The sequence below is a fragment of the Amycolatopsis sp. NPDC049253 genome, assembly GCF_040678995.1.
Taxonomy (GTDB): domain Bacteria; phylum Actinomycetota; class Actinomycetes; order Mycobacteriales; family Pseudonocardiaceae; genus Amycolatopsis.
Genome location: NZ_JBFAQX010000006.1, coordinates 19,075 through 45,861 on the forward strand (window position 1 = coordinate 19,075; position 26,787 = coordinate 45,861).

Below are 26,787 nucleotides of genomic sequence, written 5' to 3' on the forward strand. Positions count from 1 at the left end.
TTGCCAGGACGGCAAAAAGGCGCTGCCCGTTCATCCAGTCCACACTGGACGAACGGGCAGCGCCCTTTGAAGAACCTACAGCGAGGCCGACACGAACTGGTGCCCGTCGGTGTTCTCCACGAGCACCGACCCGACGTTCGCCGGGTCGACGAGCGCGGAACCGTCGAGGTTCACGCCGTCGCTCGCGGCCTTGTCCGACACCAGCCAGTTGCCGGCGATCTCCCGGCTGCCGTCCTTGCCGACCACCACGAGCCGGCACTTCTGCCCCGCCGGGATGCCGGTGACGGACGCGTTCAGCCGCACCCAGCCGACCGCCGGCGTGACGGCGACGTTGAGCCGTGCGCCGGAGGCGGATTCCCCTGTCACGAAGCGGGTTCCCGGTGCCACCGTGGCCGGCGCGGACACCGGCGGCGCGGCGACGGCCGTTCCCGCTCCGCTGTCGCCCGACTTGCCGACGAGCACGCCCGCGCCCAGCGCCGCCGCGGCGACGACGACCGCCGCCGACGCGGCCAGGATCCGGCCCCGGCCGCGGGCACCCGCCGACTCCGACCTGATCTGCCGCAGCGTGCGTTGCAGCAGCAGGTCCGCGTCGTCCGGTGGCCCGTCGAGCAGCGCCTCGGGCGGCAACGCGCCCAGGAACTCCTGCATCTCACGCAATGACTCCACCTCCTCCCGGCACTCCGCGCAGGTCGTCAGGTGCTGCTCGACGTCCTGCTGGTCGGTTGTGCCCGCCTCGCCGGCCACGTAGGCCTCAAGATCGAACCGGTCGCTGTGCGAAGTGTTCATCAGGCGGCCCCCACTCCCAGTCGCTGCGACCGGAACTGCTCACGCAAAGCGCGCAACCCGTAGTAGGAGCGCGATTTCACCGTGCCCGGCGGTATGCCCAGTTTCTCGGCGGTCTCACCGACCGTCCGCCCGTGCAGGTACACGTGTTCCAGCACTTCGCGGTGCTCGGCGCTCAGGTCGTCCAGCGCCGCGAGCACCACCATCGAGTCCACGACCTGGTCGGAGTGGTCGCGCGCCACCGGCACGGTGGTGGGCGACTCCGCCACCTCCGTGGGCCGCGCCGCCCGTGCCCGGATCTTGTCCGTGACCAGGTTCCGCACCACGGTCAGCAGCCAGCCACGCACCGAGCCCTTGCCGTTGACCAGGCTGTCGGGGTGTCGCCAAGCGCGCACCAGTGCCTCCTGCACGACGTCTTCCGCCGCCGCTCGATCACCGAGCAGCCTTGTGGCGTACGCCAGCATCGCCTTGCCGTGCTCCTCGAACAGCGAGCGCACGAGAGCCTCGTCGGCGACCTGCTGACGATGACGGGTCCTCAACCCGGCCATCCGCTACCACCCTCCCGAGTCCCGCAAGGTGCGGGATCTCTCCACCTCCACGAGGGGCACACGGATGGCGAGCGGGGTTCAGTTCAGCGGATACCGAACCGTGACCAACACCACTTTCCGGCCGCCGAGCGTCAGGCTGAGCAGTGCTTGCCGGAGTTCACGCAGTCGACGACCCTCGCCATCAGGGCGTCCGGCATCACGTCGATGAAGTCGGCGTGGTCCGAGATCGGGTTGTCGAGCTCCTCCGGGAACGAGTCGATCGCGTACTCCGCGCCGGGCGGCACGGTGTAGGAGATCTCCAGGTGCAGGCGCGGAACGGCGAACGTGCCGGCCTGGCACGCGCCGTTCGGGGCGGGGAAGACCAGGTGCGACCGGTGGTTGGCGCTGTCGGTCGTGCGGCCGTTCCAGCAGCTCGGGAAGTCGAACAACCGCACGACCTGCTGCCCGGCCGGGCAGCGCGGGTACTGGCGCCCGACGTGGTCACGGCTGCCGGAGCAGGTCCACTGCACGTGGTCGGTGCCGACGCCGCCCTGCGTGTACCCGTGCGGGTTGCCGGTGTTGGCACGCAGGAAGCGGGGCATGGGCACGACGTTGGTGACCGGGCTGCCCTGGTACTCGATCAGCACCGAATCCGGCACGAGGATCCGCCCGAACACGGTCTGGTGCGCGTCGCCGCGGGGCAGGCGGAGCACGGGCCAGTAGTAGGTCGACTTGTCGCCGGCCTGGCAGGTGGTGCCGGCGGCGGCGAGGGAGGCGTCGGTGGAGAACGCGGTGGTGGAGTCGTTGCCGACGTAGTCGTGCAGGTGGTGCGCCCCGCCGGCCACGCCGGGGCTGATCACGACGTTGTCGGAGTTGTGGCGCCCTTCCTCGTCGCGGCCGCAGTCGATGCGCCACGTGCCGCTCGACCCGCCCGGCTGCACCGCGGGCGCCGGCGGCGCGACGGGCAGCGCCGAGACGTCGGCGAAGTAAGCGGGCGAGACGGTGTGCTCCTCCTCGTGCGCGCCGGCCGTGAGCGTGTTGTAGCCGACCACGCTCACGGGCACGGCGATCAGCACCAGGACGATGGTGAACACGATCCACCCGGGCGACCAGCGCCGCCGCGATTGCGAACCCACGTGGATCATTTTCACACCGTCAAGATCGGGACGTGCGCGGGGCCGTCAGTCCGGGACCACGACCCGCATCGGCAGCACGCGCTCGCGGTGGTGCTCCTCGTGCAGGTCACGTCGGCGGGCGTGCAGCAGCTGCGCGAGGGTGACGACACCGAGCACCTTCTCCGGGTCTTCGCGGTCCACCACCCGGGCGCGCGTGACGTGGCCGAGCGCGAGCTTGTTGGCGACCTCGCGCAGCGTCTCGTCGGGGAACGCGGTGACGCGCGCGGGCGCGGCCGGCCCCGGCGTCATGACCTCGTGAACGAAGAACGTCTCCAACGGGTCGGTCGTGTACTCGCGCGTGAGGTGCAGGCGCCGCCGCGCGATCTTCTCCGTGAGCACGGAACGCTTCAGCAGCAACACGGACAACGCGTACGCCGACACCGAGGCGACCACGAGCGGCAGCAGGTAGCTCCACGCGTGGGTGAGCTCGAGCGTGAAGACGATGCCGGTCAGCGGCGAGCGCATCACGCCACCGACCACGGCGGCCAGCCCGCACGTCGCCCAGAACCCGGCCGCGACGTGCGGCAGCACCGCCCCCTCGGCCGCGCCCAGCGCGGCGCCGATCATGAACACCGGCGCCAGCACGCCGCCGGACGTGCCGGAGCCCAGTGACAGGGCCCAGATCAGCGTCTTGACCACGAGGATGCCGACGATCAGCTGCGTGGTGGCCTGGCCGGTGAGCAGCTGGTCGATCACGTCGTAGCCCACGCCCAGCGCGTGCGGCTCGACCAGCCCGCCCGCGCCGATGATCAGGCCGCCGATCGCGGGCCACCACATCCAGTGCACGGGCACGCGCGCGAACAGGTCCTCGGCGAAGTAGACGAGCGCCGTCGCGCCGATGGCCAGCAGGCCGCCCGTGATGCCGGGGATCAGCGCCAGACCGTCGGCCAGCGGCCCGGTGTTCTGCGGCGCCTGCACGCCGAAGACCGGTCCGGTGCCGAGAAGGTAGCCCCTCAGTACGGTGCTGACCGCGACGGCCGCCGCCACCGGCACGAGGCTGCGCGGGCGCCACTCGAACAGCAGCAGCTCCACCGCCAGCAGGATCGAGGCGAGTGGCGCGTTGAACGTCGCCGCCATGCCACCCGCGGACCCCGCGACCAGCAACGTCTTGCGCTCGTCCGCACTGAGTTTCAGCAGCTGCGCCAGGATCGACCCGACGGCGCCGCCGGTCATGATGATCGGACCCTCGGCCCCGAACGGTCCCCCCGTGCCGATGCTCACCGCCGCCGACACGGGCTTGAGCACCGCCACCCGCGGCGCCACGCGGCTCTCGCCCGTCAGGATGGCCTCGATCGCCTCGGGCATGCCGTGGCCGCGGATCTTCTCGGAGCCGTACCGCGCCATCACCCCGATCACCAGTCCCCCGACGACCGGTGCGGTCACCACGAGCCACCACGGGTGGTGCACCGCACCCGGCGCCACCAGGTCGGTGGCGACCCGTTGGTAGAAGACGAGATTGGTGATCAACCCGATCAGCTTCAGCAACGCGAACGCCGCCACCGCGCTCGCCGCCCCCACGAACAGCGCGAACGCCGTGATCAGCAACATCCGCGGCCGCACACTGAAGTCCCCCAGGTGCGCCGCCCGCCCCTGCGCGCTCACAGCCGCCCCGGCCCGGCCGACGGCACCAGCGGCGCCTTCTCCGCCGCCGCCAGCAAGTCCTCGACGGCTGCCGCTGCTCGTTTCCGTTGGTCGGGTCCGAGCTGCCCCAGCAACTCCCCGAGCGCCTCGTGCCGCCGCGCGAGCACGTCGTCCACCACAGCCTGCCCCGCCTTCGTGACCTCGATCGTGACGACAGTGCGCCGGTGCTCGTCCTCCCCGCGCCGCACATAGCCGTGCGCCTCGAGCTTGTCCGCCAACCGCGTCACCGACGACGCGTTCACCCCCATCGCCGCCGCCAGCCGCGAGCACGGCACCCGCCCCACACTCGCCAACACGACCAACAACCGCACCTGCGGAAACGTCACCCCCCGCGGCGCGGCGTGCGCACTGTCCCACGCCACCGCCACGAGCACCCGCGTCAGCCGCTCCAGGCGTTCCAGGCGTTCGAGATCGGAGTCTTGCATAGGGCAAAACTTGCTATAGGCAAGGTCTTGAGGTCAAGAGAGTCCGTGGGTGGCCCGTGTCACCCACCGGAACACACGAGGTGAACGACCTGCCCGACCCCGAAGATCTCGCGCCGCCGCCCACTGGCCCTGAACCCCGCGCGCCGATACAACGCGAGCGCCCGCCCATTGGCCACGCCGGTCCACAACTGCAGCCGCGCGTACCCCACGCGCTCTTTCAATGCACCCAGCAATGCCCCACCGACGCCAACCCCCCAGCGCTCCGGCCGCACGAACACCATCGAGACGTGACACAACCCCGGCACGACCGGTCCCTCGCCGTCCTCCGCCCGCCCCACCTCCGCCAACACCATGCCCACGACCCGCGCGCCCTCCACCGCCACGAGCACCACCGCCTCGGGATCCGCCAACTTCTCGCGCACCCGCTCCACCCGCTCACGCCCCGGCACCTTGCCGCGCGCAACATTGGCCGCCCGCCAACACTCCCGCGCCTGCTCGAACTCAGCGAACGTCACCGCGACCCGAACTTCGACCATGGCCTGATCGACTCCACGTTCCATCGACACCTCCCCAGCAACCGACCACGTCCCGCAGCTACCCACCACACAACCGCTGGCTCGTCGGCGCGTGGCGTGGTGCCAGGCGGGTCTTCTGCGCACCGGCGCGCCGATGATGGCGCGCGGACAAAGATCGGCGGCCTGCGCGCGGCAGACGCCTGGCGGACCAGCGGTGGTGTGCGGACGAACCTCATCCGCCGGGGCGTGGCCGGCAGCTGGCGACCCGGCGACGGCACCCAGATGGCGGCGGCGACCGGGCTCAGTCTGCAGCTGGCGGACCAGTGGCGGCGTGCGGGCAAAGCGGCACCGGAGCGCGGCCGACGATCCAGCGGCGGCAGCTGAAGATCGGCAGCCCGGCCCGGCGTGGTCGACAGCCGACGGCCCAGCGGTGGCGCGCGGATGAACATCGGCGGCCGGGACGTAATCGACGGTCGAGGAGCCAGCGATGGCGTGCGGATGAAGGTCGGTGGCCGGACGTGGCCGGCAGCCGGTGAACCAGTGGCGGCGGGCAGGCAAACCCGGCGACCGCGGCGTGGTCGGCAGCGGCCGGGCCGTTGATGGCGTGCAGCTGAAGGGCGGCCATGGCGGCCGGCAGCCGACGGGCCGGCGTTGCCGTGCACGCGAAGACGGCGGCCAGGCGTCGACCGCCAGCTGACGAACCACGGCGGCGCGCAGATGAAAGTCGCGGCGGGTGCGGCCGGCAGCCGGCGAATCAGAGGCGCCGTGCAGATGAAAGCCGCAGCCGGGTCCGGCCAGCAGCCGCCGAGTCAGTGGCGCCGTGCAGATGAAAGCCGCAGCCGGGTCCGGCCAGCAGCCGGCGAATCAGTGGTCCCGTGCAGAGTAAAGCGGCGACCAGGGCGCGCCCGGCACCCGCCGGGCCGTTGATGGGCGGGCCACCACCAAGCGAAGTGAGCCACCAAGACACCGCCACCCGCCCACCTCACCCACGCCCCACCCAGCCCGCGCCGCTCTTGCCACCCCTCAACCCCACCCTGCAGCGCAACTCACCCCCCACCCACTCCTCCCCAAACCGGCCGCGGCCCCCGATGTCTTTCGACCACACGGTCACAATCAAAAATCGGGGCGCCCCACCGCCCACCACCCCGGGCGCAATGGTGTGTGCAGCACGCCGAGCCACCCGAGCACCCCTAGACTCGGAGACTCGGCGACGCGGAGGTGAGCCCGGTGGAGAACCACCCCTTCCGGGGCAACCCCGGAACGCACCACATCACCCACCCACAGCGCCCCACGCGAGGGCGGCACGCTGCGCGTACAAGACCGCGCGGATGAACGGAGAAAGAGTCACCCCCGCGTCGCCGACCAGCCCAGCCGCGTCAACCGACCGCACCGCGCCACTCGGACCCCAAGAACCGTCCCCGCTCGACCCGCTTCCCCCGATCTGGCGCTGGCAGGTCGCCCGCTGGGCCACCTTCGAATCGTGCGCCGCGGCCCTGAATCTCACCCCCGGCGAGCTCTCCTGGTTCGCCGACACCCGCCGCTGGAACGACCGCGCCAACCGCACGCTCCGCCACTACCACCACCACTGGATCCCCACCGCGACCGGCGGCCTGCGCCTCATCGAACGCCCCAAGCCCCGCCTCGCGGAGGTGCAGCGACGCGTCCGCCGGCACGTCCTCGCCGCCCTCCCGGTCCACGACGCCGCCCACGGCTTCCACCCCGGCCGTTCCATCCTCACGTGCGCGCAACCCCACGCGGGCCAGGAAAAAGTCGTCCGGATGGACCTCGAGCACTTCTTCCCCACGGTCTCCGCGCGCCGGGTCCGCTCGCTGCTCGAACTCGCCGGCTACCCGCCCGCCGTCGCCCAGGCGCTGGCCGGAATCCTCACCACGGCCACGCCACCGGACGTCCTCAAGAACGCGCCGAGAAAAGTCCGCGACCCACTCAAGAATCCGCACCTGCCCCAAGGCGCGCCGTCATCCCCGGCCGTCGCGAACGCCGTCACCCACCGCCTCGACCGCAGGCTCTGGGGCCTGGCCCGGAAACTCGGCGCGAACTACACCCGCTACGCCGACGACCTCGCCTTCTCCGGCGAAGCCACCCTCCCCCTCCACCGGCTCTTCCCCGGCGTCCGCCGGATCGTCGACGACGAAGGTTTCCGCCTCCGCGACAACAAAACCTCCGTCGCCGCCAAGCACCAACGCCAGCGCGTGGCCGGGCTCGTCGTCAACACCAAACCCGCCGCTCAGCGAAGCCAGTACGACGACCTCCGCGCCACCCTCCACAACTGCGCCACAACCGGTCCCGAAGCCCAGAACCGCGCCGGCCACCCCGATTTCCAGGCGCACCTGCGAGGCCGCATCGCCTGGATCTCCGCGACGAGCGCGCACCGAGGTGCCAAGCTGAAAGAGCTCTTCGACCGAATCGATTGGAGCTGACTGTGGAAACCAACGTGTTCGACGTCCTCGCCGCACTGGAGCGGCTGCCCGACACGGCCGACACGATGCTGGTCGACGAGTACTTCGTGGACAAACCCACGGCCAGCGCGCGGATCTTCCGCATCTACCGCGAGCTGCCGCTGCACTACCACACGGAATGCGATGAGCACCTCTACGTGCTCATCGGCCGCGGCACGTTCCACCTCGACGGTGAAGAGTTCGAAGCCCGCCCGGGCCTGCTGCTGCACTTCGAGAAGACCAAGGTCCACGGCTTCCCGCGGATCGGTGAGCACCCGCTCGTGGTGCTGTCGGTCGACGTGCCGAGGCGGCGCCCCGACGACGTCGTCTTCGTGGACCCGGCACAGGGCGACGCCGGCACGTTCATGGCGCGCAACGCGCCGGAACCACCGCGCTAGGCAGGCGTCACGCCAGCAGCGGGCAGAGCGTCCGCTCGAGCTCGGCCCACGAGCCGACCGGCGCCGCACCGGGGTCGACGTCGCGCGCCTGGATGTCGCCGGCGCGCTGCGCCAGGTCGAACCGGTTCTCGCGCCACGCGTAGGCCAGCAGGTCGTCGTACTGCGCGCGGGGCAGCCAGCCCTGCTCGCGCCCGACCTCGAGCCGCATGAGGTGGAACACCAGCTCCACGCTGCCCGGGTCCAGACCACGCAGCCGGCGCGCGAACCCCTGCGCCGCGTCGAGGTTGCCCGCCTGGAACGCCGTGTAAGCCAGGAAAAGCGCCGTCGCGGCCATCACCTCGGAACGGTGCAGACCACCCTCGGCCGCGAGGTGCTCGGCGATCCGGAAGCTGCGGCCTCCCTCACCGAATCCCCCGTCGGACTCCACCGCCTCGGCCAGCGCACGCTGCTGGCGCGTGAGGTAGTCGTCCGCCACATCCACCCTGTCGGCATTCATCATCGAAACCCCTCCCCTCAGCCGAGCTTTCACCCGACTGCTCCTCTGCACAAGATGTTACGGCGGAGCGGCAGATACATCGAATGCCCCAACGCCTTCCTCCGTTAGAAGGTTGGGGAGTCACGAAGTGTGCTCAGAGGTCGGTGGTTTGGCCCCTCCGGCCGACCGGATGGGGTAACTTCGGGCAAGATCAACGCGGGTGAGGGCACCATCTCGGACGAAACGTTCACGTCCGCCGATGTGGTCATCTCGCTGGTCAGTTGCCGGATCGGTCCTCTTCGAAGCGCGCAGATGGTTCGCAGGGGCAACGAAAATTCCCCATCCGACCCGCAGTCCTCCGTGGACTCGTCCGGCTACCGTGCGGTAATGACGACCACGGTCTTCCGCGGCGGCCGCGTCTTCACCGCCGACGCCGCGGGCACGAGCTGCTCGGCCGTCGCCGTGTCCGGCGGACGGATCGTCGCCGTCGGCGGCGACCGCACGGTGGAGCCGGTCCTGCGCGAAGCCGACGACGTCGTCGACCTCGCCGGCGGACTCCTGCTGCCGGGTTTCGGCGACGCCCACGTGCACCCCGTGCTAGGCGGGCTCGAACGGATCCGCTGCGACCTTTCGGGCGCCGGAACCGCCGACGCCTACGCCCGCATCATCGGCGAATACGCCCGCGCGCACCCCGACCGGGAGTGGATCCTGGGCGGCGGCTGGGCCATGGAGGCGTTCCCCGGCGGACGCCCCCACCGCGCCGCGCTCGACGCCGTCGTCGGCGATCGCCCGGCGCTGCTCCCCAACCGCGACCACCACTCCAGCTGGGTCAGCACGGCCGCGCTGGCCCGAGCCGGGATCGGCCGCGACACCCCCGACCCGGCCGACGGCCGCATCGAACGCGATCCCGACGGCGAACCCACCGGGCTCCTCCACGAAGGCGCCGCCGACCTCGTCGCGCGCGTCGCGCCGGCGGACACGCAGGAAGACCTCGACGCCGCCCTCGCCGAAGCCCAGCGCTACCTGCACTCCTGCGGCATCACGAACTGGCAGGACGCCTGGGTGGCCGTGCCGGGCGACGGGCCGAACGTCCACGAGTCCTACCGGCGCGCCGACGCCGCCGGCACGCTGACCGCGAAGGTCACCGGCGCGTTGTGGTGGGACCGCTCGTGCCCGCCCGAAGCCGTCGCGGACCAGGTCGCGCACCTCGCCGAGATCCGCGCGGCGACGGCCGCGCGATGCCGCAACTACCGCACGCCGTCGGTGAAGGTGATGCAGGACGGCGTGGTCGAGACGTTCACGGCCGCGATGCTCGAGCCCTACCTCGATCGCCACGGCCACCCGACCGACGACCACGGCCTGGGTTTCCTCGACCCCGCCTTGCTCCGCGTCGTCACCACCGCTCTCGACGCCGCCGGCTTCCAGGTGCACTTCCACGCGATCGGCGACCGCGCGGTCCGTGACGTCCTCGACGCGCTCGAAGCGGCCATCGCCGGGAACGGCACCTCCGACCGACGACACCACCTCGCCCACCTGCAGGTGGTGCACCCCTCCGACGTGCCGCGCTTCCACCGCCTCGGTGCCACGGCCAACCTGCAGGCACTGTGGGCCGCGCACGAACCGCAGATGGACGAGCTCACGCTGCCCTTCCTCGGTTATCCGCGCGCCGCCTGGCAGTACCCGTTCGGCGACCTCCTGCGCACCGGCGCCGCACTCGCGATGGGCAGCGACTGGCCGGTCAGCAGCCCCGACCCGCTGGCCGCGATCCACGTCGCCGTGAACCGCGTCCTGCCCGGCGCGACCACTCCGCCGCTGGGTCCGGAACAAGCGTTGCCGCTGGCGACGGCGCTGCGCGCCTACACCGCGGGCAGCGCCGCGGTGAACCACCTCGACGACGGCACGGGCTCGATCGCCGTCGGAAAGGCCGCCGACCTGGTGGTTCTCGACCGCGACCCGTTCGACGGCCCACGCCGGGAGATCGGCACGGCGCGAGTGGTGCGGACCTACGTCGACGGGACCGAGGTTTACCGGGCCTAGAAGAGCTCAGCCGGACCGGTCGTTCTACCCAGGGTGAACCTGTTGCGCCGAACGGGTGACAATCGCCGCCGCCGCGTCTGAGCTGCGGGCAAACGGGTTAGCCGAACGCGACCCCGACTCCGCCGGAGGAGAGCCCGATGCCCATCCGCGTGCTGATCAGCCACGAGAGCACCGCGATTCCCTGTGAGAAGTGTGGTTACCCGACGTTGCACGTCGCCCACCTCGTGACCCCCGAAGGCCAGTGCATCGGCCGCAAGCTCGTGTGCACGCTCTGCCAGGAAAACGAGAGCCAGGAGCAGGAGGTACCCGAAAAGCTCTCCGCCGGCTGAGCTCAGGCCACTTCCCCGCGCCGGCTTTCCGCCGTGTGCAGCCCCAGCAGGTCCAGCAGCAGCGCACAGTCGTCGGCGTCACGCGAGTTCGCCGCCACGGCAAGCGCCGCCTTGCGGCGCACTTCTTCCTGGTGCGCCACGTTTTCCTCGGTCATCAGGTCCGCGGCCGGGTACAGCCCGGCGCTGAAGTCACGCATGCCTGTTCTCCCCGAAGTGCGAAATCCCTTCCTCTCCGAACCTACCCGGGTGCGCGCGGGGCGAAACGCGATCAGAGCCAGTCGCGGCGCTTGAACGACGCGTAGAGCCCCACCGAAAGCAGCACAATGGCCACTGTGGACACCCAGAACCCGGACGTGGCCTGGAATCCCGGGTACGGCACGTTCTGCCCGTAGAACCCGGTCACCGCCGTGGGCACCGCGATGATCGCAGCCCAGCTCGTGACCTTCTTCATGATCGTGTTGAGCCGGTTGCCCTGCAGGTTCAGTTGCGTCTCGCGCACGGTCGCCACCAGGTCCCGCAACGACTCCGTCCACTCCGACGCGCGCAGCACGTGGTCGTAGACGTCCTGGAAGTACGGCATCATCACGCTGTCGATCAGGTGCTGGTCGCGCCGCATCACCGTGTTCACGACCTCGCGCATCGGCAGCACCACGCGACGCAAGGCCGTGAGGCTCTTGCGCAGCCGGAACGAACGCCGTTGCAGCTCACGCTGGTCGGGCCGCTCGTCGAACACGAGGTCCTCCAGCGCCTCGATCTGGTCGTCGAGCGCCTGCACGCTGTCGAAGTGCCCGTCGACGATGTAGTCGAGCAGGCCGTGGAGCAGGAACGCGACGCCGGACTTCGCGAGATCGGCCGAGGCGTCCCACCGCTGCGCCACGGCTTCGATGTCGAACCCGTCGTCCTTGCGCACGGTCACGAGCGCCTGCTTCGTCACGAACGCGGCGAGCTCCGATTTCGTGACCATCCCCGTGTCGACGTCGAAGTGCGCCGAGTACGCGATGAGGAAGGAATGCGTGTCGTAGCGGTCGAACTTGGGCCGCTGGTGCTCCTCGGCCGCGTCCTCGACGGCCAGCGCGTGCAGGCCGAGCTCTTCGGAGATCGAGGTGAGGTCGTCTTCGGTCGGCTCGCAGAAGTCGAGCCAGACGGTGGTGGCCGGGTCCTGCAGGTAGTCGGAGACCTGCTCGACCGGGAAGTTCTCTTCGACCAGCACGCCGTCGCGGTAGACCCGCGTGTGCGCCACGCCGTGCCACCTTCCGTCGAGGTTGAACGCTTCGCCGAAAAGTACCCGCCGGCGATCGCCGCCGAACCCCCCGGCGTCCACCGAAGGTGTTGTGTGACTGGCGTCACCACGCCGGCTGCGGCACTGTTCACGCCGTGCACTCAGCCCGAGGTCCCCGCCGTCCCGTCCGCACCGCGCTGGTGGGGCTCACGGTGCTGGTGCTCGGCATCGTCACCGCGCTCAACGCCCGGAACCTGCCCGTGATCGGCGACGGCACCACCTACGCCGCCGAGTTCACCGAAGCCGCCGGGCTGCGGAACGGCAACGACGTGCGCATCGCCGGCGTCGAGGTCGGGCGCGTGTCCGCGGTGACGCTCGACGGCGCTCGCGTGCGGGTGTCGTTCAAGGTCAAGGACGCGTGGCTCGGCGACGGCACGACCGCCGCCATCAAGCTGAAAACGGTGCTGGGCCAGAAATATCTCGCGCTCGACCCGGCGGGCGCGGGCTCGCTCGACCCGGACGTGCCCATCCCGAGCTCGCGCACCACCGAGCCCTACGACGTGCTCGACGCGTTCCGCGACCTCTCGGCCACCGTCGACCACATCGACACGGCGCGGCTCGCGCACAGTTTCGACACGCTCGCCGCCACCTTCGCCGACACCCCGGCCGACGTCCGGACCGCACTCGGCGGCCTCTCCCGGCTGTCGGACACCATCGCGTCCCGCGACACACAGCTGACCACGCTGCTGGCCAACACCCGCACCGTGTCGTCGACGCTCGTCGACCGCGACGCGCAAGTGCAGCGCCTGCTCGCCGACGGCAACCTCCTGCTCGACGAAGTGGCCCACCGCGAGTCCGCCATCTCCACCCTGCTCGACGGATCGCGGCGCCTCGCCACCCAGCTGTCCGGCCTCGTCGCCGACAACGACCGCGCCCTCGCTCCCACGCTCGCCGGTCTCGACCAGCTCACGTCCTTGTTGCAGCGCAACCAGGATTCCCTCGCCCGCGCCGTGAAAGCGCTTGCCCCGCTGGTGCGCCTCGGCACCAACGTCGCGGGCAACGGCCACTGGATCGACGGGTACCTGTGCGGTCTGGTCCTCCCGCCGATCGGGCCGCTGAACGAGCAGGGCTGCTACCCGCGTTAGGGCGTGATCTTCCGGCCCGCGTGATCCGCCGGCTCCGGCGCGGGAGCCTCGTACCCCGGCACGTGCGTGATCCGCACCGTCACCTGATTGTCGTTGTACGTATAGGCCTCGTACGTGAACTCGATGCCCGTCTTGTCGATGTGTTCCATCCACGCGCGGTACTCGTGGCGCTTCCACCCGGGGAAGTTGAAGAACTCGTCGAAGTGCACGATGCTGCCCGGGCGCAGGCGCGGGCCGACGTTGTCGAGCACGGTTTTCGCGGAGCTGTAGAGGTCGCCGTCCACGTGGAGGAAGTCGACGTGGCCCGGGTGCTTCTCCAGGAAGCCCGGGAGGCTGTCGTTGAAGAGTCCGACGACGAGTTCCGCGCCCGGCACGTCCGGCAGGTCTTCGCGGGCGAAGGCGCCGGCGGGCATGCCGTTGAGCCAGGCCTCGGGCAGGCCTTCGAAGGAGTCGAAGCCGTAGACCTCGACGCCGCCGCGCGCGGCGGCGATGGTGCGCAGCGTGTTGCCCGACGCGACGCCGAACTCCAGCGCCATCCCACCCGTCGGGGCCAGGGACAACGCGAACTTGAGCGTCTCGGGCGGGCTGCCGAAGTGGCGGGCACCGACGAGGTTCTCGCGGGCGAACACGTTGCTCTCGAGCGCCGCGTCCTGGTCGCCGGCGTACACGATGTCGCGGCGGCTGCGGATTTCGAACTCCACCACCCGGTCGAGCAACCGGTCACCCTGGCGGACGATCTCCTCGCGGAGCTCGTCGCGGATCCGGTTCAGCTGATCGGTGTACGGGTCATGCAGGCGAGTGGCCACCCGGCGCAGCGCCAGGCCGGCTTTGCGCCGCAGAGCTCCGCCCAACGTCCTTGCCATGGAACGATCTCGGTGCGGCTGGGTCATCCCGGGACGATATACAACAACAGGGCACCGGATCGAGGCGGCCGCTTTACCGGCGGGTAACGGCAAGCGTCCACTGTGTACCGATCAGCGGAAGAGGTGGCTGCCCGTGGTCCGAACGTCACCCGCCGCACCCCTGCGGGCAGCTTGCCGGAAACCCCCAGGGCCGATCATGGGATGGTGGCGACCATGACGACACGAATGTGGTGGGCCTGGCAAACGGTCCGCTCGGCCGCGATCGCGTATCGCACCGGGCGCAGACGGGCCCGCGGCTGAGAGCTCAGGGGGGCCGCCGGCGCGTCAGCGGTCCGGTGACTCCCCGCCGCCCTGCTCGGCCAGGAACCGTTCGAACTGCGAACCGAGCTCCTCGGCCGTCGGCATGTGCTCCTGCGACTCGGCCAGCAGGCTGTCGCGACCGGAGGCTTCGACGAACGTGTCGTACTGGCGCTCCAGCGCGCGCACGACGTCGGCGACCTCGTCGGACTCGGCGACCTGGCGGTCGATCTCGGCCGTGGCGACCTGCGCGGCCACGCGCAGCTCCCCGTCCGGCAGGTGCAGCCCGGTGGCGCGCTCGACGGACTCCAGCACCAGCAGCGCCGCCGACGGGTAGGCCGACTGCGCGAGGTAGTGGGGCACGTGGGCGGCGAAGCCCATCGCGTCGTGACCCCACTCGCCGAGGCGGTACTCCAGCAGCGCGGACACGCTCCCGGGCACCTGCATGCGGTTGGGCAGCGGCTGGTGGTCGCCGCCGATGAGGCTCTCACGCGTCGCGTGGGCCGTGACGCCGAGCGGACGCGTGTGCGGGGCGCCCATCGGGATCCCGTGGAAACCGACGGTCAGGCGCACGCCCCAGCGCTCCACCAGGTGCTTCACGGCGGTGGCGAAGCGCTCCCACTCGTGGTCGGGCTCGGGGCCGGACAGCAGCAGGAACGGCACGCCGTCGGTGTCGTGGAGGAGGCGAACCGCCAGCTCAGGAGCCTCGTAGTCCTCCCAGTGGTCCACCGCGTAGGTCATCGGCGGGCGCCGGGAGCGGTAGTCGATGAGGCGGTCGACGTCGAAGCGCGCGATCACGCGGTTCTCGACCTCGTTCGTCAGGTGGTCGGTGACGAGCCTGCCCGTGGAGCCCGCGTCCATGAAACCGTCGAAGAAGTGCAGGAGCACGGCTCCGTCCAGGTCGGGGACGTCCGAGTCCACCTCGTACAGTTCCTCGGGATCGAATCCCACCGGATCCTCCTGCTGATCGCTGTCTTGCACAGGCTTAAGTCGTTACAACGCGGCGCCGCCACGAATCCATCCCGCCCGCGGCCGAAATAGTAACGCCACGCACTCACCGAGGCCCCGGATCGGGGCACCCTGACACTTGTCGTGGCCACGATCACGACAGTTCAGGCACGCTGAGCAGGTGACCGCAGAAGAACTGAGCCTCAGCCTTCGGCCACCCGAGCACCGGGTGAGCCGCAAGGCCATGGGCCACTGGACGACGTCGGCCGCGATCGGCTGGCTCGTCGTGATCGGGGTGCAGGCGGTGGTGGTCGCCACGAGCGACGACGCGCCGTCGTGGCTCTCGGTGACGCTGGTGCTCTGCTGCGTGCTCGGGCCGCTGCACCTGCTCGTGATGCCGCAGTGGCGCTACCGCGTGCACCGGTGGGAGGTCACCGCGGAGGCCGTCTACACGCAGGCGGGCTGGCTCAAGCAGGAGTGGCGGATCGCGCCGATCTCGCGGATCCAGACCGTGGACATCGAGCGCGGTCCGCTGGAGCAGCTGTTCGGGCTGGCCCGAATCACGGTGACCACGGCGTCGGCCGCGGGGCCGCTGCGGATCTCCGGACTCGACAACGACCGCGCCGTGGCGCTGGCCGACGAGCTGACGCGGACCACGCAGGCCGTGCGCGGGGACGCCACGTGAGCGCGGCGTTGCCGGCGACCACGCAGGCGTACGAGGGCACGGCCGAGGCGCCGTGGCACCGGCTCGACCTGCGGATGCTGCTGATCCGGCCGGTGCTCGACCTCGTGCGGTCACTGCCCGTGCTCGTCGGGGCGCTCGTGCTGGGCTCCGGCAACAGCTGGCAGTGGATCGGGCTCGCGTTCACGGCGTTGACGATCGCCACCGGCATCTCGCACTGCCTCACCTCGCGCTACCGCGTCACCGCGACGCAGGTGGAATGGCGCACCGGGCTGCTGCTGCGCAAGCAGCGGGCGGTGCCGCGCGACCGGATCCGCACCGTCGACGTGGTGTCGGAGCCGAAGCACCGGCTGTTCTCCCTGGCCGCGGTGCGGATCGGCACCGGACGGCACTCGCACGGGAAGGGGCCGGGCAAGGACGAGCTGGTGCTCGACGCCGTCACGCGCGAGGAAGCGCAACGGCTGCGGACCCTGCTGCTGCACCGGAAGACCGTGCCGGCCGACGTCGTGGCGCCGCCGGAGCAGCTGGTGGCGGCCGTCGACCGGAAATGGCTGCGGTACGCGCCGTTCACCCTGTCCGGCATCGCGGTGGTGGGCGCGATGCTCGGCACCGTCTACCACTTCGCACACGAGCTGAACCTCGACCCGGTGCGCTACGGGCCGCTGCGCGAGTTCGCCGACCGCGTGACGCGGGAACCCGTGTGGCTCACGGTGGTCACGGCGGCGATCGGCCTGCTGCTGCTCGTGTCGGTGCTGTCGGTGGGCGGCTACGTGCTGTCGTTCTGGAACTTCCGCCTCACGCGCGAGCCGGGCGGCACGCTGCACATCCGGCGCGGGCTCATCACCACGCGGTCGGTGTCGATCGAGGAAGACCGGCTGCGCGGCGTCGAGTTGAAAGAACCCTTGCCGCTGCGGATCGTGGGCGGCGCGAAGTGCGTGGCGGTGGCCGCGGGCCTTCGCGAGGGCAAGGGTGCCGACAGGGGCGGCGGGCTGCTGCTGCCGCCCGCGCCGCTGGGACGCGCGCAGGAGGTGGCGGGCGAGGTGCTGGGCGAGGACGTCGCGGGAGCGGTGCTCGTGCGGCACCCGCGGCAGGCGTTGAACCGGCGGATCACGCGGGCGTTGACGAGTGTGCTGGTGCCGGCGGCGGCGCTGTTCCTGCTGGCGTGGGCCGGGGCGTTGCCGGACTGGCCGTGGCAGCTCGCGCTGGTGCTGGTGCCGTTCGCGGTGCTGGTGGGCTGGGACCGTTATCGCACGCTGGGCCACGCGCTGGCCGGGCGCTACCTCGTCTCACGCTCCGGCTCACTGGCCCGCACGACGGTCGCGGTGCGGCGCGACGGGCTGACCGGGATCGTCGTCGAGCGCTCGTGGTTCCAGCGGCGCGCCGGGCTCGTCACGGTGGTCGCGCCGATCGCGGCGGGGCGCGGCCGCTACCACGTGGTGGATGTCGGCGAAAGCGCCGGACTCGCGCTGGCCGACGCGACGGTGCCGGGGTTGCTCACGCCGTTCCTGGTCGCCGAGAAACGGGCCGAATAACCGGCCGTGATCATTCCACTGAATGTGCCGCCCGCGATTGTTCTGGGCGTGTGGTAATTTATTCACTTGTCGTGTGCGCGAGTCGGGTCGCAGACCACGAAGAGGATTCGAATGCCGCCTTCCGAGGAAAGCTCTGCAAGCTCCGCGGCGCCGCGCCGAACGGCAGGCACGAGCAGTTCGCGCAAGGTTCTGCAGGTGCTGCTCGCGTTCTCCGAGCACCGGTGGGAAGCGAGCGTCGCGGAGCTGGCCGAGGTGATCGGCAGCCCGGTCGCCACGACTTATCGTTACGTGCAGCTGCTGAAGGAACTGCAGCTGCTCGAAGAGGCCCGCTCGGGCCGCTACCACGTGACCAGCCAGGTGATGCCGCTCGCGCGCGCCGCGCGGCTGGCCAACGACGTCGCGCGGATCGCCCGCCCGACCATGGAGGAGGCGTCGCGCGAGCTCGGCGAGACGATCCTGCTGTTCCAGCACTTCGGTGACCTGGCCGTGTGCACCGACCGGGTCGAATGCGACCGCGCGATGCGGTTCACGTTCCAGCCCGGGCACTCGATCCCGCTCGGCGCGGGCGCGACCGGCAAGATGCTGCTCGCCCTGCTGCCCGACGGCGAACGCGAGCAGCGCGTGGCGGAGATCGCGCGCGAACACGGGATCGAGGTGCGCGAGGAGCTGAAGCTCGCCCTGGCGAACCGCTACGCCCAGAGCTGGGGCGAGATCGAAGACGGCGTGTGGGCGTGTTCGGTGCCGGTGGAAACGGGGCGCACGCGGCCGAGCGTGCTCTCGCTCGTCGGGCCCGCCGCGCGCATCGGCGACGCCGCGCGGGCGGAGGCGATCAGCGCGTTGCAGGTGTATGCCGAGCGCATCCAGAAAGCAGTTTCGTCGTATTCGGTGTAGCGGGTAGGAATGGGGGATGATCCGGCTCGCTCGTGCGTCCGACCTGCCCTTGCTGGGTGAACTCGAACGCGCGGCCGGGGAACCGTTCCGCGACCTGGGGATGGTGGCCGTCGCGGATGACGAACCGTTTTCGATGGCCCAGCTGCGGCCGTACCAGGCCGACGGGCGGTGCTGGGTCGTGGACGTCTCGGGTGTCGTGGCCGGATACCTGCTGGCGGACGTCGTGGACGGGAACGGTCACGTCGAGCAGGTGTCAGTGCTGCCGGCCTTCGCCCGCCGGGGGCTGGGCCGCCGGCTGATCGAGACGGCGGCTTCGTGGGCGGTCAGCCGTGGCCTGCCGGCGCTGACTTTGACGACCTTTCGCGACATGCCGTGGAACGCTCCGTACTACGCGCGGCTGGGCTTCCGGGAGTTGGCCGAGTCGTCGTGGGGACCTTCGCTGCGGGCCATCCGCGAGCACGAGGCGGCCCTCGGGCTGGACCGCTGGCCGCGTCTCGCGATGATCCGCTGACCAGCTCCGTTACCCCTCCGGGGGACATGCGTCGCCCACGAGGGGGACCCGATTTGCGGGCGCCTTCGAACACGTGTTCTACTGGTCGAGCCGGCCCCGGAGGGGGAAGCTCCGCGGGCCGGCACTCCCGGTTTTTGATCGTCTGGAGGCAGTGTGGCAGTCAAGATCACCCACCTCACCAACGGCCAGCAGGTGCGCTTCGCCAACGCCGACGGCGCCCGCCGCTACGCCGAAATCATGGGCGGCGGCGTCGACAAGTGGGCGTTCACCGACGTGCCGGGCGAGTCCGAGCTGCCGAAAATGTCGGGGTCGGTCGTTAATGTCCCGGTATGGCGTATGACTTCCAGGTGACCGTGGACTCCGCGGAACCGCACACCCAGGCCGACTGGTGGGCCGAGACGCTCGGCTGGACCGTCGAACCCAGCGACGAGGCCTTCATCCGCGAGATGATCGCCAAGGGCTACGCAATGGAGTCCGACACCGCACTGCACCGGGGCGTCTTGGTCTGGCGCGAAGGCGCGGCGATCTCCCACCCGGAGACGTCGCGCCGCGTGCTGTTCCAGCTCGTACCCGAGGGCAAGACGGTGAAGAACCGCCTCCACTTCGACGTCCGCGTCGGCGGCCCGGAGAACATGGAGAAGGAATTCGCCAAACTCCAGGCCAGGGGCGCGACGTTCCTGCACCGGGGCTCGCAGGGCCCGAACCGCTGGATCACCCTGGCGGACCCGGAAGGCAACGAATTCTGCATCGGCTGATGGCTTGGCCGGGTTTCTTTTCTTGGGGGGGGCGGACCCGCTGACCGCCTCGGCCCGACCCACATCGCGCCGCGGCTCGGCTGACTTGGGGGCAGCCGAGCCTTCGTGGTGACCATGCCTTGCCACTCGGGCCACCCATGCCATTCCACGCGGGTCCACGCGGGTCCACGCGCCCAGCGATGCTCCTTGCCACGTCACGCGGCGTCATGCCATCCCGCTCGGCGCCATGCCAACCCCTCGCGGCACCTCACTACTCGGATCCTCGCCATCCACACGCGAGCACATGCCACACGCTGATCCTTGCCATTCCGCACGGGCACATGCCACTCCACGCTGGCTCATGCCATTCCGTGATGCGCCTCGCCAACCAGCACGGCACCTCACCACCTCACCCCGCACATCGCCCAAGCAACGGCACACGCCAAGCGCACCGCACTTGCCACCGCCTCGCCAACCAGCACGGCACCTCGCCACCTCGAGCTGGATGTCGTCACAGCAATGGCACATGCCAGGCGCCCGGCGCTTGCCATTGCCTCGTCGCCATGCCATCCGCACTCTTGCCACGTGAAGCGGCACCCCGCCAATCCGCGGGGAATCTCGCCGCTGCCCGCCGCGCCTTGCCACGACAAAGGCAGTGACAGCGGCAGCGGCACAACTCTTGCGGCACGCCGGCTGATGGCCAGACCCATGGCGCCTTGCCAACCGGTGCGGAAACTTGCCCACCAGATGTCGCACGGTGCCGTGGCAATGGCAGCGAGGAGGCATGAGGGTTGCCGCTCACCCCCGCGCGTGCCAGCAGACGCGGCGCCTTGCCGGTGGAAACCACAACTCGCGACCAAGAGTGGCAAGTTGTGGGTAGCGTGACCGAGGATCTTGCGGTCAGGCGCATCCATGTCTTGCGGTCAGGCGCATCCATGTGGGGTGATGCGTGACAGGCCGGCTGCAATACCGGCCGGTCCGATCGCCCAGCGACAGGAGGCCCCGACACCCATGACGTCCCGGCGAGAGACCCAGCTGCTGTCCCGAGCCGCCGAGTACAGTGTGGCCGCTTTGCGCAACGTCAGGAAAGAGTTCCCCAACGACATCCGCAGCACGATGCGGTTCCCGGGGGACTTCCCGAACCGTCCGCGCGACCTGTTTCCCGCCTTCTACGGCTGTTTCGACTGGCATTCCTGCGTCGAGATGCACTGGCTCCTGGTCCGGTTGCTCCGCACGGTCCCGGACGCAATCCCCACCGACGACATCCGGGCCACGCTCAACGAGCACCTCACCGCCGACGCCCTCGAAGGCGAAGCCGAGACGTTCCGGACCAAGGGATCAAGAGCCCGCCCCTACGGCTGGGGCTGGGCTCTCATGCTCCACCACGAAATCGGCACCTGGGACGACCCCGACGCCCGCACCTGGTCGGCCAACCTCGCACCCCTGTCGGCAGCCGTCACCGAGGCCTTTCTCGGCTGGCTGCCGAAACAGGCCTACCCCATCCGCACCGGCGCGCACAACAACAGCGCCTTCGGTCTGTCGCGAGCCCTCCCCTACGCCCGGAGCCAAGCCGACGGCCCAGCCCTCCTCGCCGCCATCGAAGACGCCGCCGCCCGCTGGTTCAGCGCCGACGCCGGCTACCCCGCCGGCTGGGAACCCTCCGGCGCCGACTTCCTGTCGCCCGCCCTCACCGAAGCGGAGCTGCAGGCCAGTCTCCTGCCGCCCGACGAGTTCGCGGCGTGGTTCGACCGGTTCCTCCCCGAGCTCCCCGCCGCGCTGCTCACCCCGGCCACCGTGACCGACGACAGCGACGGCCAGATCGCGCACCTCCGCGGCCTCAACCTCAGCCGAGCCTGGTGCTGGCTGCGCCTGGCCGACAGCCTCCCCGCCGCCGACCCGCGCCAACCCCTTCTGGCCCGAGCCGCCGAAGTCCACGCGGAGCCGGAGCTGGACCACGTCAGCGGCAGCGACTACATGGTCGAGCACTGGCTCGCCTGCTACGCCGTCCTCTACCTGACCGCCGGCTGACGCGGCCACGAAGTCAAGGGGCGCGCCACGCGGAACGCCCCCCAACGAGCGGAAACCTAACCCCGCAGCCGGGAAAGCGCCGCCGGAATGGCCGCCGCCAGCAGGTCCAGCTCCTCGTCCCCCGCCACCAGCGGCGGTGACATGGCGATCCCCTTCCCCAACGGCCGCACCAAAACCCCCTCGTCCCGCACCAGCCGCTGCAGCTTCCCGGGTGCCCCGGGATCCGCCGCCAGCACCTCCGCCGACAGCTCGACCGCGGCCAGGAACCCCAGCCCGGCCCGAACCTCCGCCACCAACGGATGCTCGGCCGCCGCGGCCAGCGCGTCCGCCAGCGGCTTCTCCAGCTCCTGCCCCCGCGGGATCAACCCGTCCTTCTCATAAATGTCCAACGTCGCCAACGCCGCCGCACAGCCCACCGGGTGCCCGGCATAGGTAGCCCCGTGCCGCAGCACCGGCGCCCCGGGCGAACCGGTGAAGAACGGCGCCGCCACCTCCGGCGAAACCAACAACGCGGCCAACGGAATGGTCCCACCGGTAAGGCCCTTGGCGGTCGTCACCATATCCGGCCGAACCGCCCACCGATCGATCCCGAACCACGTCCCCAACCGCCCGAACGCGGCGATCACGCAGTCCGCCACGAAAAGCACCCCGTGCCGGTGACAAACCTCCACCGCGGCCTCGAGATACCCCTCCGGCGGCAACAACACGCCACCCGCACCGATCACCGGCTCGCAGAAGAACGCGGCAACGCGATCCGCGCCCACCCGCAGGATCTCGGCCTCCAACGCCGCAACACTGTCATACGCCACATGCGAAAACCCCGAGGGCATCGGCCCGAATCCCTCGGCATTGACGGGAATCCCGCCCACCGCCGTACCGAAGCCGTGTGTCCCGTGGTACCCCTGCGTCCGCCCGATGATGTGGGTCTTCTCCGGCCGTCCGGTGTGGACGAAGTGCGCCCGCGCGATCTTCACCGCCGTGTCGACGACATCACCACCGCCCGACCCGAGGAACACCTTCGAACCCGGCACCGGAGCGAGCGAAGAAAGCCGCGACGCCAGCTCCAACGCCGGCTCGTTCGCGTAATACCCGAACAGGTTGTACGAATCCAGCTTCTCCAGCTGCGCCGTCACGGCCTGGGTGATCTCAGGCCGTCCGTGCCCGAAGTTCGCGTACCAGAGCGAAGCCGTGGCGTCGAAGTAGCGGCGGCCGCCGTCGTCCCACACGTACGAGCCCGAGCCGCGCGTGATCACGAAGCGGTCGCCGTCGACGGCGCCCATGTCCGCGAACGGGTGCCACAGCGGGTTCTCCATGCAATCCTCCTTGTGTCACAACGAAAGGAACTCGGCGATCTCCGACTCCGAGTACCCGATTTCCGCGAGCACCTCCGCCGTGTGCTGGCCCAGCACCGGCGGCGCCGACGTCGGCCGCGGCTGCGTGTCCGATGCCTTCACCGGGAAGCCCGTGCCCAGGTAGGTGCCGACGGTCGGGTGCGGCAGCCGCACGACCTGGTCGCGCGCGGCGGTCCACGGGTCGGCGTACACGTCGTCGATGTCGTTGATCGGCGCGGCCGGGATGCTCGCCTCGTCCAGCGCCTTCATCCAGTCGTCGACGGTGCGCGTGACCAGCACCCCCTCCAGCAACGCGTTGAGCTCGTCGCGGTGCGCCGACCGCGCCGCGTTGGTCGAGAACCGCGGGTCCTCGGCGATGTCCAGGCCGAGCACACCGCAGAACGCGCGCCACAGCTTCTCGCTGCCGACCGCGATGATCAGCCAGCCGTCGGACACGTGGTACGCCTGGTACGGGACGATGCTCGGGTGCGCCGAGCCCATCCGGCGTGGGCGCGGGGTGTCGTAGAAGTGCGCGCCGGCGGCGTAGATGTGCCAGGCGAGCTGCGCGTCGAGCAGGGAGACGTCGAGGTACTGCCCACGTCCGGTCGTGTGCCGCGCCTGCAGCGCCATCAGCACGCCGATGATCGCCCACGTGCCGGCGTTGAGGTCGGCCACGGGCAGGCCGACCTTGGCGGGCGCGCCGTCCGGCTCGCCGGTCAGGCCCATCACGCCGCCGAGCGCCTGCGCGACGAGGTCGTAGCCCGGCCGGTCGCGGTACGGCCCTGTCTGGCCGAAGCCCGTGATCGAGACATGGATCAGGCGCGGGTTCAGCTCGGACAGCGAGGCGTACGACAGGCCCCAACGCTCCAGCGTGCCGGGCCGGAAGTTCTCGACGAGCACGTCGGCGTCGGCCACGAGCCGGCGCACGGCTTCGCGGCCGCGGTCGGACTTGAGGTCGAGCACGATCCCGCGCTTGTTGCGGTTGGCGGCGAGGAAGTACACGGCTTCGTCGCCGACGAACGGCGGGCCCCACAGGCGCGTGTCGTCGCCGTGGCCGGGCGGCTCGACCTTGACGACGTCGGCACCCATCTCGCCGAGGTACTGCGTGCAGTACGGCCCCGCCAGGATCCGGGAGAGGTCGACGACCTTGAGACCGTCGAGCGGGCGGACCTCGAGCATGGGCGGCTCCTCGGGGCATCGTCGCGGACCTACACCTCCTTTCTACCTTCCGGCCAACGGATTACCTACCAACGGCCCATTGACGTGAACCGTTCACTCCTGTTGATTCTTGAGGAAGTCTGTGCAGAGTTGCGCACTCTGGGAGGTTTGTATGCGTCGTCTTGTGGGCCTGCTGGCGGCTGCCTGTCTGGCCACCGGCCTGGCCACCACCCTCACCACCGCGAGCGCGGAAGCGGCCCCCGCCGCCCCGAACGCCGTCCAGCAGGAAACCGGCGCGCTGCCGCCGATGGGCTGGAACAGCTGGAACAAGTTCGGCTGCAACATCAACGAGACCCTCATCCGCGAGACCGCCGACGCGATCGTCAGCAGCGGCCTGCGCGACGCCGGCTACCAGTACGTGAACATCGACGACTGCTGGGCCGAGCAGAACCGCAACGCCGAGGGCAAGTTCGAACCCAACCACGAACGCTTCCCGAGCGGCATCAAAACGCTCGCCGACTACGTGCACGGCAAGGGCCTCAAGCTCGGCATCTACACCAGCGCCGGCACGCAGACCTGCGCGAAGACCATGCCCGGCGCCCTCGACCACGAGGACGTCGACGCGCAGACCTTCGCCGACTGGGGCGTCGACTACCTCAAGTACGACAACTGCAACAACGAGGGCCGCCCCGCGATCGAGCGCTACACGAAGATGGGCGACGCGATCAAGAAGACCGGCCGCTCGATGATCTACGCGCTGTGCGAGTGGGGTGAGAACCAGCCGTGGCTGTGGGGCAAGACCTCCGGCGCGCAGCTGTGGCGCACCACCGGTGACATCAGCGACAACTGGACCAGCATGACCGGCATCCTCGACCAGCAGGTGGGGCTCGAGAAGTACTCCGGTCCGGGCGGCTGGAACGACCCCGACATGCTCGAGGTCGGCAACGGCGGCATGACCGACGCCGAGTACCGCTCGCACTTCGCGCTCTGGTCGCTGATGAACGCGCCGCTGCTGGCGGGCAACGACGTCCGCTCGATGCCGGCCGCGACGAAGGCGATCCTGGCGAACAAGGACGTGGTCGCCCTCGACCAGGACTGGGCGGGCGTGCAGGGCCACAAGGTCCGCGACGACGGCGACACCGAGGTGTGGACCAAGCCGATGTCCGACGGTTCGGCCGCGGTGGTGCTGTTCAACCGCGGGATCTCCGCCGCGACGATGACGAGCAACGCGTCGGAGATCGGCCTGTCCGGGCGCGATTTCCGCGTGCGTGACCTGTGGACGGGCGCCGAGACGGAGAGCACCGGGACGCTGCGGGCGACCGTGCCGAGCCACGGGTCGGCGGTGTTCCGGGTGTGGCCGGCCAAGTTCCCGGCCGCCGCCCCGGCGGCGACGCTGTCACTCGACGCGGGCTCGTACTTCCCCGCGGGGAAGCCGTTCACGGCTCACGTCCGGCTCACCAACGACGGCAGCACCCCCCTCGCCGCGGCTCGGGTGACCGTGTCGGCGCCGTCCGGCTGGCAGCTCGACGGACGCGGCGACGTCCTCGTGCCGGTGGTGGCTCCGGGGAAGTCCTGGGACCGCGCGGTAACGGTGAAGCCCGTGAAGCCGGGGGCGCAGGTGGCGATGTCGGCGAAGGCTTCGTACACGACGGGGTGGGGGCGGCGTTCGTTGTCGGCCGACGCGAGCGGACCGGTCGTGACCCCGTTCGCTTCCGGGGTGACGCCGATGTCGAAGGCACCGTTCCTGCTGACGGAGAACGGCTGGGGTCCGGTCGAGCGCGGGACCAGCAATGGGGAGAACCAGGCTGGTGATGGGAATCCGATCACGATCAATGGCCAGGTGTATTCGGATGGGTTGGGGGCGCATGCGCCTTCGCTGGTCCGGGTGTATCTGGGTGGCGGTTGCCAGACGTTTCATTCCGTGGTGGGCCTGGACGACGAGTTCGCGACGGGGAGTGTGACGTTCGAGGTTCGGGGGGATGGGAAGACGTTGGCTTCGACGGACGTGTTGCGGCATGGGTCGGCGGCGCAGGTGGTGGATGTGCCGTTGGGTGGGGTGCAGGTGCTGGACCTTGTGGTGACGGATGGTGGGGATGGGAACAACACGGATCACGCCGACTGGGCCGATGCGGCGGTGACGTGCTGAATCGGTTCGAACCATTCACACCCGCCACGTCGCGGCGGGAGAATGCGGCATGGCGTCGACGGAGGCCCTGCCGGCCGAGCACTGGATGATCACCGGAACCCGCAACGGGAAGCCGCTGCCGGAAGTGGTCGTGCGGCGGTGGGTGTGGTTCTGCGACCACGCCCGCCGCAGCCGCATCCACTACGTGACCACGGAGTTCGTCGGCGTGGCCTGCGCGGCGGCCGTGCCGGTGTTCGCGGCGCTGCGGTGGGACGTGGCGTTCAGCGCGATCGCCGGCGCGCTGGTGCTGATCGCGACGACGATCCGGACGGTCCTGGGGTTTCACGACGACTGGATCGAGTATGTGCGGTTGAGATTCTCCTTGGAACGGGATGCGACGGCGTATCTGTACGGGATCGCGCCGTATGACGTTTCGGATGAGGAGGCCGTGCGGGTGCTGGTCACGCGGCATGAGGAGCTCGGTGCCGAGTTGAGGGATGGGTGGTTTGCGAGGAGGAAGAAGTTGGGGGATGGAGGGCGGGGGGTGAAACCGGTGGCGTAG

Annotated in this window: 27 protein-coding genes; 14 read left to right on the forward strand and 13 right to left on the reverse strand. The window is 70.3% G+C overall.

Annotated features, from left to right (window positions below):
* Positions 1-75 precede the first annotated feature (75 nt).
* The 6 genes from AB0K15_RS15865 to AB0K15_RS15890 form a co-directional block, all read right to left on the reverse strand.
* Complete coding sequence (locus tag AB0K15_RS15865) at positions 76-786, reverse strand: zf-HC2 domain-containing protein (protein WP_364050005.1); 711 nt, start codon at positions 784-786, stop codon at positions 76-78.
* Positions 786-1,331: a sigma-70 family RNA polymerase sigma factor gene (locus AB0K15_RS15870; RefSeq protein ID WP_220243906.1), complete on the reverse strand. Its 546-nt coding sequence runs from the start codon at positions 1,329-1,331 to the stop codon at positions 786-788. The genes AB0K15_RS15865 and AB0K15_RS15870 overlap by 1 nt, the downstream gene beginning before the upstream one ends.
* A gap of 131 nt (positions 1,332-1,462) precedes the next feature.
* A complete protein-coding gene (locus tag AB0K15_RS15875; RefSeq protein ID WP_364050007.1) occupies positions 1,463-2,446 on the reverse strand; it encodes a DUF1996 domain-containing protein in 984 nt (327 codons plus the stop codon).
* A 45-nt stretch (positions 2,447-2,491) separates the two neighbouring features.
* The gene (locus AB0K15_RS15880) at positions 2,492-4,087 is read right to left on the reverse strand and encodes a chloride channel protein (RefSeq protein ID WP_364050009.1); all 1,596 of its coding nucleotides are present in this window, start codon (positions 4,085-4,087) and stop codon (positions 2,492-2,494) included.
* Positions 4,084-4,551, reverse strand: coding sequence for a MarR family transcriptional regulator (locus AB0K15_RS15885; RefSeq protein WP_364050011.1), 468 nt, complete (start codon positions 4,549-4,551; stop codon positions 4,084-4,086). Before AB0K15_RS15885 ends, AB0K15_RS15880 begins: the two co-directional genes overlap by 4 nt.
* Before the next feature lie 59 nt (positions 4,552-4,610).
* Positions 4,611-5,111: a GNAT family N-acetyltransferase gene (locus AB0K15_RS15890; RefSeq protein ID WP_364050013.1), complete on the reverse strand. Its 501-nt coding sequence runs from the start codon at positions 5,109-5,111 to the stop codon at positions 4,611-4,613.
* Positions 5,112-6,394: 1,283 nt separating this feature from the next.
* Between AB0K15_RS15890 and AB0K15_RS15895 the strand changes: the two genes are divergently transcribed.
* Both AB0K15_RS15895 and AB0K15_RS15900 read left to right on the forward strand, forming a co-directional pair.
* Positions 6,395-7,504 carry a reverse transcriptase family protein gene (locus tag AB0K15_RS15895; RefSeq protein ID WP_364050015.1) on the forward strand — a complete coding sequence of 370 codons (1,110 nt, stop codon included), beginning with the start codon at positions 6,395-6,397 and terminating at the stop codon, positions 7,502-7,504.
* 2 nt (positions 7,505-7,506) lie between these two features.
* A complete protein-coding gene (locus tag AB0K15_RS15900) occupies positions 7,507-7,920 on the forward strand; it encodes a cupin domain-containing protein (protein WP_364050017.1) in 414 nt (137 codons plus the stop codon).
* Positions 7,921-7,927: 7 nt separating this feature from the next.
* Here AB0K15_RS15900 and AB0K15_RS15905 read toward each other — a convergent pair whose 3' ends face one another.
* Entirely contained in the window at positions 7,928-8,416 is a 489-nt protein-coding gene (locus AB0K15_RS15905) for a hypothetical protein (protein ID WP_364050019.1), read from the reverse strand.
* Positions 8,417-8,782: 366 nt separating this feature from the next.
* On the opposite strand from AB0K15_RS15905, the gene AB0K15_RS15910 reads away from it, so the two are divergent.
* Together AB0K15_RS15910 and AB0K15_RS15915 are read left to right on the forward strand one after the other, a co-directional pair.
* Positions 8,783-10,432, forward strand: coding sequence for an amidohydrolase (locus AB0K15_RS15910; RefSeq protein ID WP_364050021.1), 1,650 nt, complete (start codon positions 8,783-8,785; stop codon positions 10,430-10,432).
* Between the two features lie 137 nt (positions 10,433-10,569).
* A complete protein-coding gene (locus AB0K15_RS15915; protein WP_364050023.1) occupies positions 10,570-10,761 on the forward strand; it encodes a hypothetical protein in 192 nt (63 codons plus the stop codon).
* 2 nt (positions 10,762-10,763) lie between these two features.
* Here AB0K15_RS15915 and AB0K15_RS15920 read toward each other — a convergent pair whose 3' ends face one another.
* Together AB0K15_RS15920 and AB0K15_RS15925 are read right to left on the reverse strand one after the other, a co-directional pair.
* The gene (locus AB0K15_RS15920) at positions 10,764-10,958 is read right to left on the reverse strand and encodes a hypothetical protein (protein WP_364050025.1); all 195 of its coding nucleotides are present in this window, start codon (positions 10,956-10,958) and stop codon (positions 10,764-10,766) included.
* Between the two features lie 71 nt (positions 10,959-11,029).
* Positions 11,030-12,001: a magnesium transporter CorA family protein gene (locus tag AB0K15_RS15925; RefSeq protein ID WP_364050027.1), complete on the reverse strand. Its 972-nt coding sequence runs from the start codon at positions 11,999-12,001 to the stop codon at positions 11,030-11,032.
* Positions 12,002-12,135: 134 nt separating this feature from the next.
* Here AB0K15_RS15925 and AB0K15_RS15930 point away from each other — a divergent pair, with 134 nt between their 5' ends.
* The gene (locus AB0K15_RS15930; protein WP_364050029.1) at positions 12,136-13,125 is read left to right on the forward strand and encodes an MCE family protein; all 990 of its coding nucleotides are present in this window, start codon (positions 12,136-12,138) and stop codon (positions 13,123-13,125) included.
* Here the strand turns inward: AB0K15_RS15930 and AB0K15_RS15935 are convergent.
* Together AB0K15_RS15935 and AB0K15_RS15940 are read right to left on the reverse strand one after the other, a co-directional pair.
* Positions 13,122-13,988, reverse strand: coding sequence for a class I SAM-dependent methyltransferase (locus tag AB0K15_RS15935; RefSeq protein ID WP_364050031.1), 867 nt, complete (start codon positions 13,986-13,988; stop codon positions 13,122-13,124). The two genes, AB0K15_RS15930 and AB0K15_RS15935, sit on opposite strands and share 4 nt — an antisense overlap.
* A gap of 324 nt (positions 13,989-14,312) precedes the next feature.
* Positions 14,313-15,236, reverse strand: a complete 924-nt coding sequence (locus tag AB0K15_RS15940; protein ID WP_364050033.1) for a PAC2 family protein — start codon at positions 15,234-15,236, stop codon at positions 14,313-14,315.
* A gap of 241 nt (positions 15,237-15,477) precedes the next feature.
* On the opposite strand from AB0K15_RS15940, the gene AB0K15_RS15945 reads away from it, so the two are divergent.
* The 7 genes from AB0K15_RS15945 (at position 15,478) to AB0K15_RS15975 (ending at position 21,611) form a co-directional block, all read left to right on the forward strand.
* Positions 15,478-15,918 carry a PH domain-containing protein gene (locus AB0K15_RS15945; RefSeq protein WP_364050883.1) on the forward strand — a complete coding sequence of 147 codons (441 nt, stop codon included), beginning with the start codon at positions 15,478-15,480 and terminating at the stop codon, positions 15,916-15,918.
* Positions 15,919-15,992: 74 nt separating this feature from the next.
* A complete protein-coding gene (locus AB0K15_RS15950; protein WP_364050886.1) occupies positions 15,993-17,447 on the forward strand; it encodes a PH domain-containing protein in 1,455 nt (484 codons plus the stop codon).
* Positions 17,448-17,642: 195 nt separating this feature from the next.
* On the forward strand, positions 17,643-18,338 hold the full coding sequence (locus AB0K15_RS15955; RefSeq protein WP_364050035.1) for an IclR family transcriptional regulator C-terminal domain-containing protein: 696 nt from the start codon (positions 17,643-17,645) through the stop codon (positions 18,336-18,338).
* Positions 18,339-18,354: 16 nt separating this feature from the next.
* Positions 18,355-18,849 carry a GNAT family N-acetyltransferase gene (locus AB0K15_RS15960; RefSeq protein ID WP_364050037.1) on the forward strand — a complete coding sequence of 165 codons (495 nt, stop codon included), beginning with the start codon at positions 18,355-18,357 and terminating at the stop codon, positions 18,847-18,849.
* A 153-nt stretch (positions 18,850-19,002) separates the two neighbouring features.
* Positions 19,003-19,200, forward strand: a complete 198-nt coding sequence (locus AB0K15_RS15965) for a hypothetical protein (protein WP_220243923.1) — start codon at positions 19,003-19,005, stop codon at positions 19,198-19,200.
* The gene (locus tag AB0K15_RS15970) at positions 19,179-19,604 is read left to right on the forward strand and encodes a VOC family protein (protein ID WP_364050040.1); all 426 of its coding nucleotides are present in this window, start codon (positions 19,179-19,181) and stop codon (positions 19,602-19,604) included. Before AB0K15_RS15965 ends, AB0K15_RS15970 begins: the two co-directional genes overlap by 22 nt.
* 990 nt (positions 19,605-20,594) lie before the next feature.
* Positions 20,595-21,611: a DUF2891 domain-containing protein gene (locus AB0K15_RS15975; protein ID WP_364050042.1), complete on the forward strand. Its 1,017-nt coding sequence runs from the start codon at positions 20,595-20,597 to the stop codon at positions 21,609-21,611.
* A gap of 56 nt (positions 21,612-21,667) precedes the next feature.
* Here AB0K15_RS15975 and AB0K15_RS15980 read toward each other — a convergent pair whose 3' ends face one another.
* Together AB0K15_RS15980 and AB0K15_RS15985 are read right to left on the reverse strand one after the other, a co-directional pair.
* Complete coding sequence (locus AB0K15_RS15980; RefSeq protein ID WP_364050044.1) at positions 21,668-22,924, reverse strand: aminotransferase class III-fold pyridoxal phosphate-dependent enzyme; 1,257 nt, start codon at positions 22,922-22,924, stop codon at positions 21,668-21,670.
* A 15-nt stretch (positions 22,925-22,939) separates the two neighbouring features.
* On the reverse strand, positions 22,940-24,121 hold the full coding sequence (locus AB0K15_RS15985; protein ID WP_364050046.1) for a CoA transferase: 1,182 nt from the start codon (positions 24,119-24,121) through the stop codon (positions 22,940-22,942).
* Positions 24,122-24,272: 151 nt separating this feature from the next.
* On the opposite strand from AB0K15_RS15985, the gene AB0K15_RS15990 reads away from it, so the two are divergent.
* A complete protein-coding gene (locus AB0K15_RS15990) occupies positions 24,273-26,246 on the forward strand; it encodes an NPCBM/NEW2 domain-containing protein (RefSeq protein WP_364050048.1) in 1,974 nt (657 codons plus the stop codon).
* Between the two features lie 49 nt (positions 26,247-26,295).
* Entirely contained in the window at positions 26,296-26,787 is a 492-nt protein-coding gene (locus tag AB0K15_RS15995) for a DUF4231 domain-containing protein (RefSeq protein ID WP_364050050.1), read from the forward strand.

What these genes read in the sequence shown, in the direction of transcription:
- AB0K15_RS15865 (WP_364050005.1), bottom strand. Translation starts at nt 786, where the DNA reads ATGAACACTTCGCACAGCGACCGGTTCGATCTTGAGGCCTACGTGGCC.
- AB0K15_RS15870 (WP_220243906.1), bottom strand. Translation starts at nt 1,331, where the DNA reads ATGGCCGGGTTGAGGACCCGTCATCGTCAGCAGGTCGCCGACGAGGCT.
- AB0K15_RS15885 (WP_364050011.1), bottom strand. Translation starts at nt 4,551, where the DNA reads ATGCAAGACTCCGATCTCGAACGCCTGGAACGCCTGGAGCGGCTGACG.
- AB0K15_RS15890 (WP_364050013.1), bottom strand. Translation starts at nt 5,111, where the DNA reads ATGGAACGTGGAGTCGATCAGGCCATGGTCGAAGTTCGGGTCGCGGTG.
- AB0K15_RS15895 (WP_364050015.1), top strand. Translation starts at nt 6,395, where the DNA reads ATGAACGGAGAAAGAGTCACCCCCGCGTCGCCGACCAGCCCAGCCGCG.
- AB0K15_RS15905 (WP_364050019.1), bottom strand. Translation starts at nt 8,416, where the DNA reads ATGAATGCCGACAGGGTGGATGTGGCGGACGACTACCTCACGCGCCAG.
- AB0K15_RS15910 (WP_364050021.1), top strand. Translation starts at nt 8,783, where the DNA reads ATGACGACCACGGTCTTCCGCGGCGGCCGCGTCTTCACCGCCGACGCC.
- AB0K15_RS15915 (WP_364050023.1), top strand. Translation starts at nt 10,570, where the DNA reads ATGCCCATCCGCGTGCTGATCAGCCACGAGAGCACCGCGATTCCCTGT.
- AB0K15_RS15920 (WP_364050025.1), bottom strand. Translation starts at nt 10,958, where the DNA reads ATGCGTGACTTCAGCGCCGGGCTGTACCCGGCCGCGGACCTGATGACC.
- AB0K15_RS15935 (WP_364050031.1), bottom strand. Translation starts at nt 13,988, where the DNA reads ATGGCAAGGACGTTGGGCGGAGCTCTGCGGCGCAAAGCCGGCCTGGCG.
- AB0K15_RS15945 (WP_364050883.1), top strand. Translation starts at nt 15,478, where the DNA reads ATGGGCCACTGGACGACGTCGGCCGCGATCGGCTGGCTCGTCGTGATC.
- AB0K15_RS15950 (WP_364050886.1), top strand. Translation starts at nt 15,993, where the DNA reads ATGCTGCTGATCCGGCCGGTGCTCGACCTCGTGCGGTCACTGCCCGTG.
- AB0K15_RS15960 (WP_364050037.1), top strand. Translation starts at nt 18,355, where the DNA reads ATGATCCGGCTCGCTCGTGCGTCCGACCTGCCCTTGCTGGGTGAACTC.
- AB0K15_RS15970 (WP_364050040.1), top strand. Translation starts at nt 19,179, where the DNA reads ATGGCGTATGACTTCCAGGTGACCGTGGACTCCGCGGAACCGCACACC.
- AB0K15_RS15975 (WP_364050042.1), top strand. Translation starts at nt 20,595, where the DNA reads ATGACGTCCCGGCGAGAGACCCAGCTGCTGTCCCGAGCCGCCGAGTAC.
- AB0K15_RS15980 (WP_364050044.1), bottom strand. Translation starts at nt 22,924, where the DNA reads ATGGAGAACCCGCTGTGGCACCCGTTCGCGGACATGGGCGCCGTCGAC.
- AB0K15_RS15985 (WP_364050046.1), bottom strand. Translation starts at nt 24,121, where the DNA reads ATGCTCGAGGTCCGCCCGCTCGACGGTCTCAAGGTCGTCGACCTCTCC.
- AB0K15_RS15990 (WP_364050048.1), top strand. Translation starts at nt 24,273, where the DNA reads ATGCGTCGTCTTGTGGGCCTGCTGGCGGCTGCCTGTCTGGCCACCGGC.
- AB0K15_RS15995 (WP_364050050.1), top strand. Translation starts at nt 26,296, where the DNA reads ATGGCGTCGACGGAGGCCCTGCCGGCCGAGCACTGGATGATCACCGGA.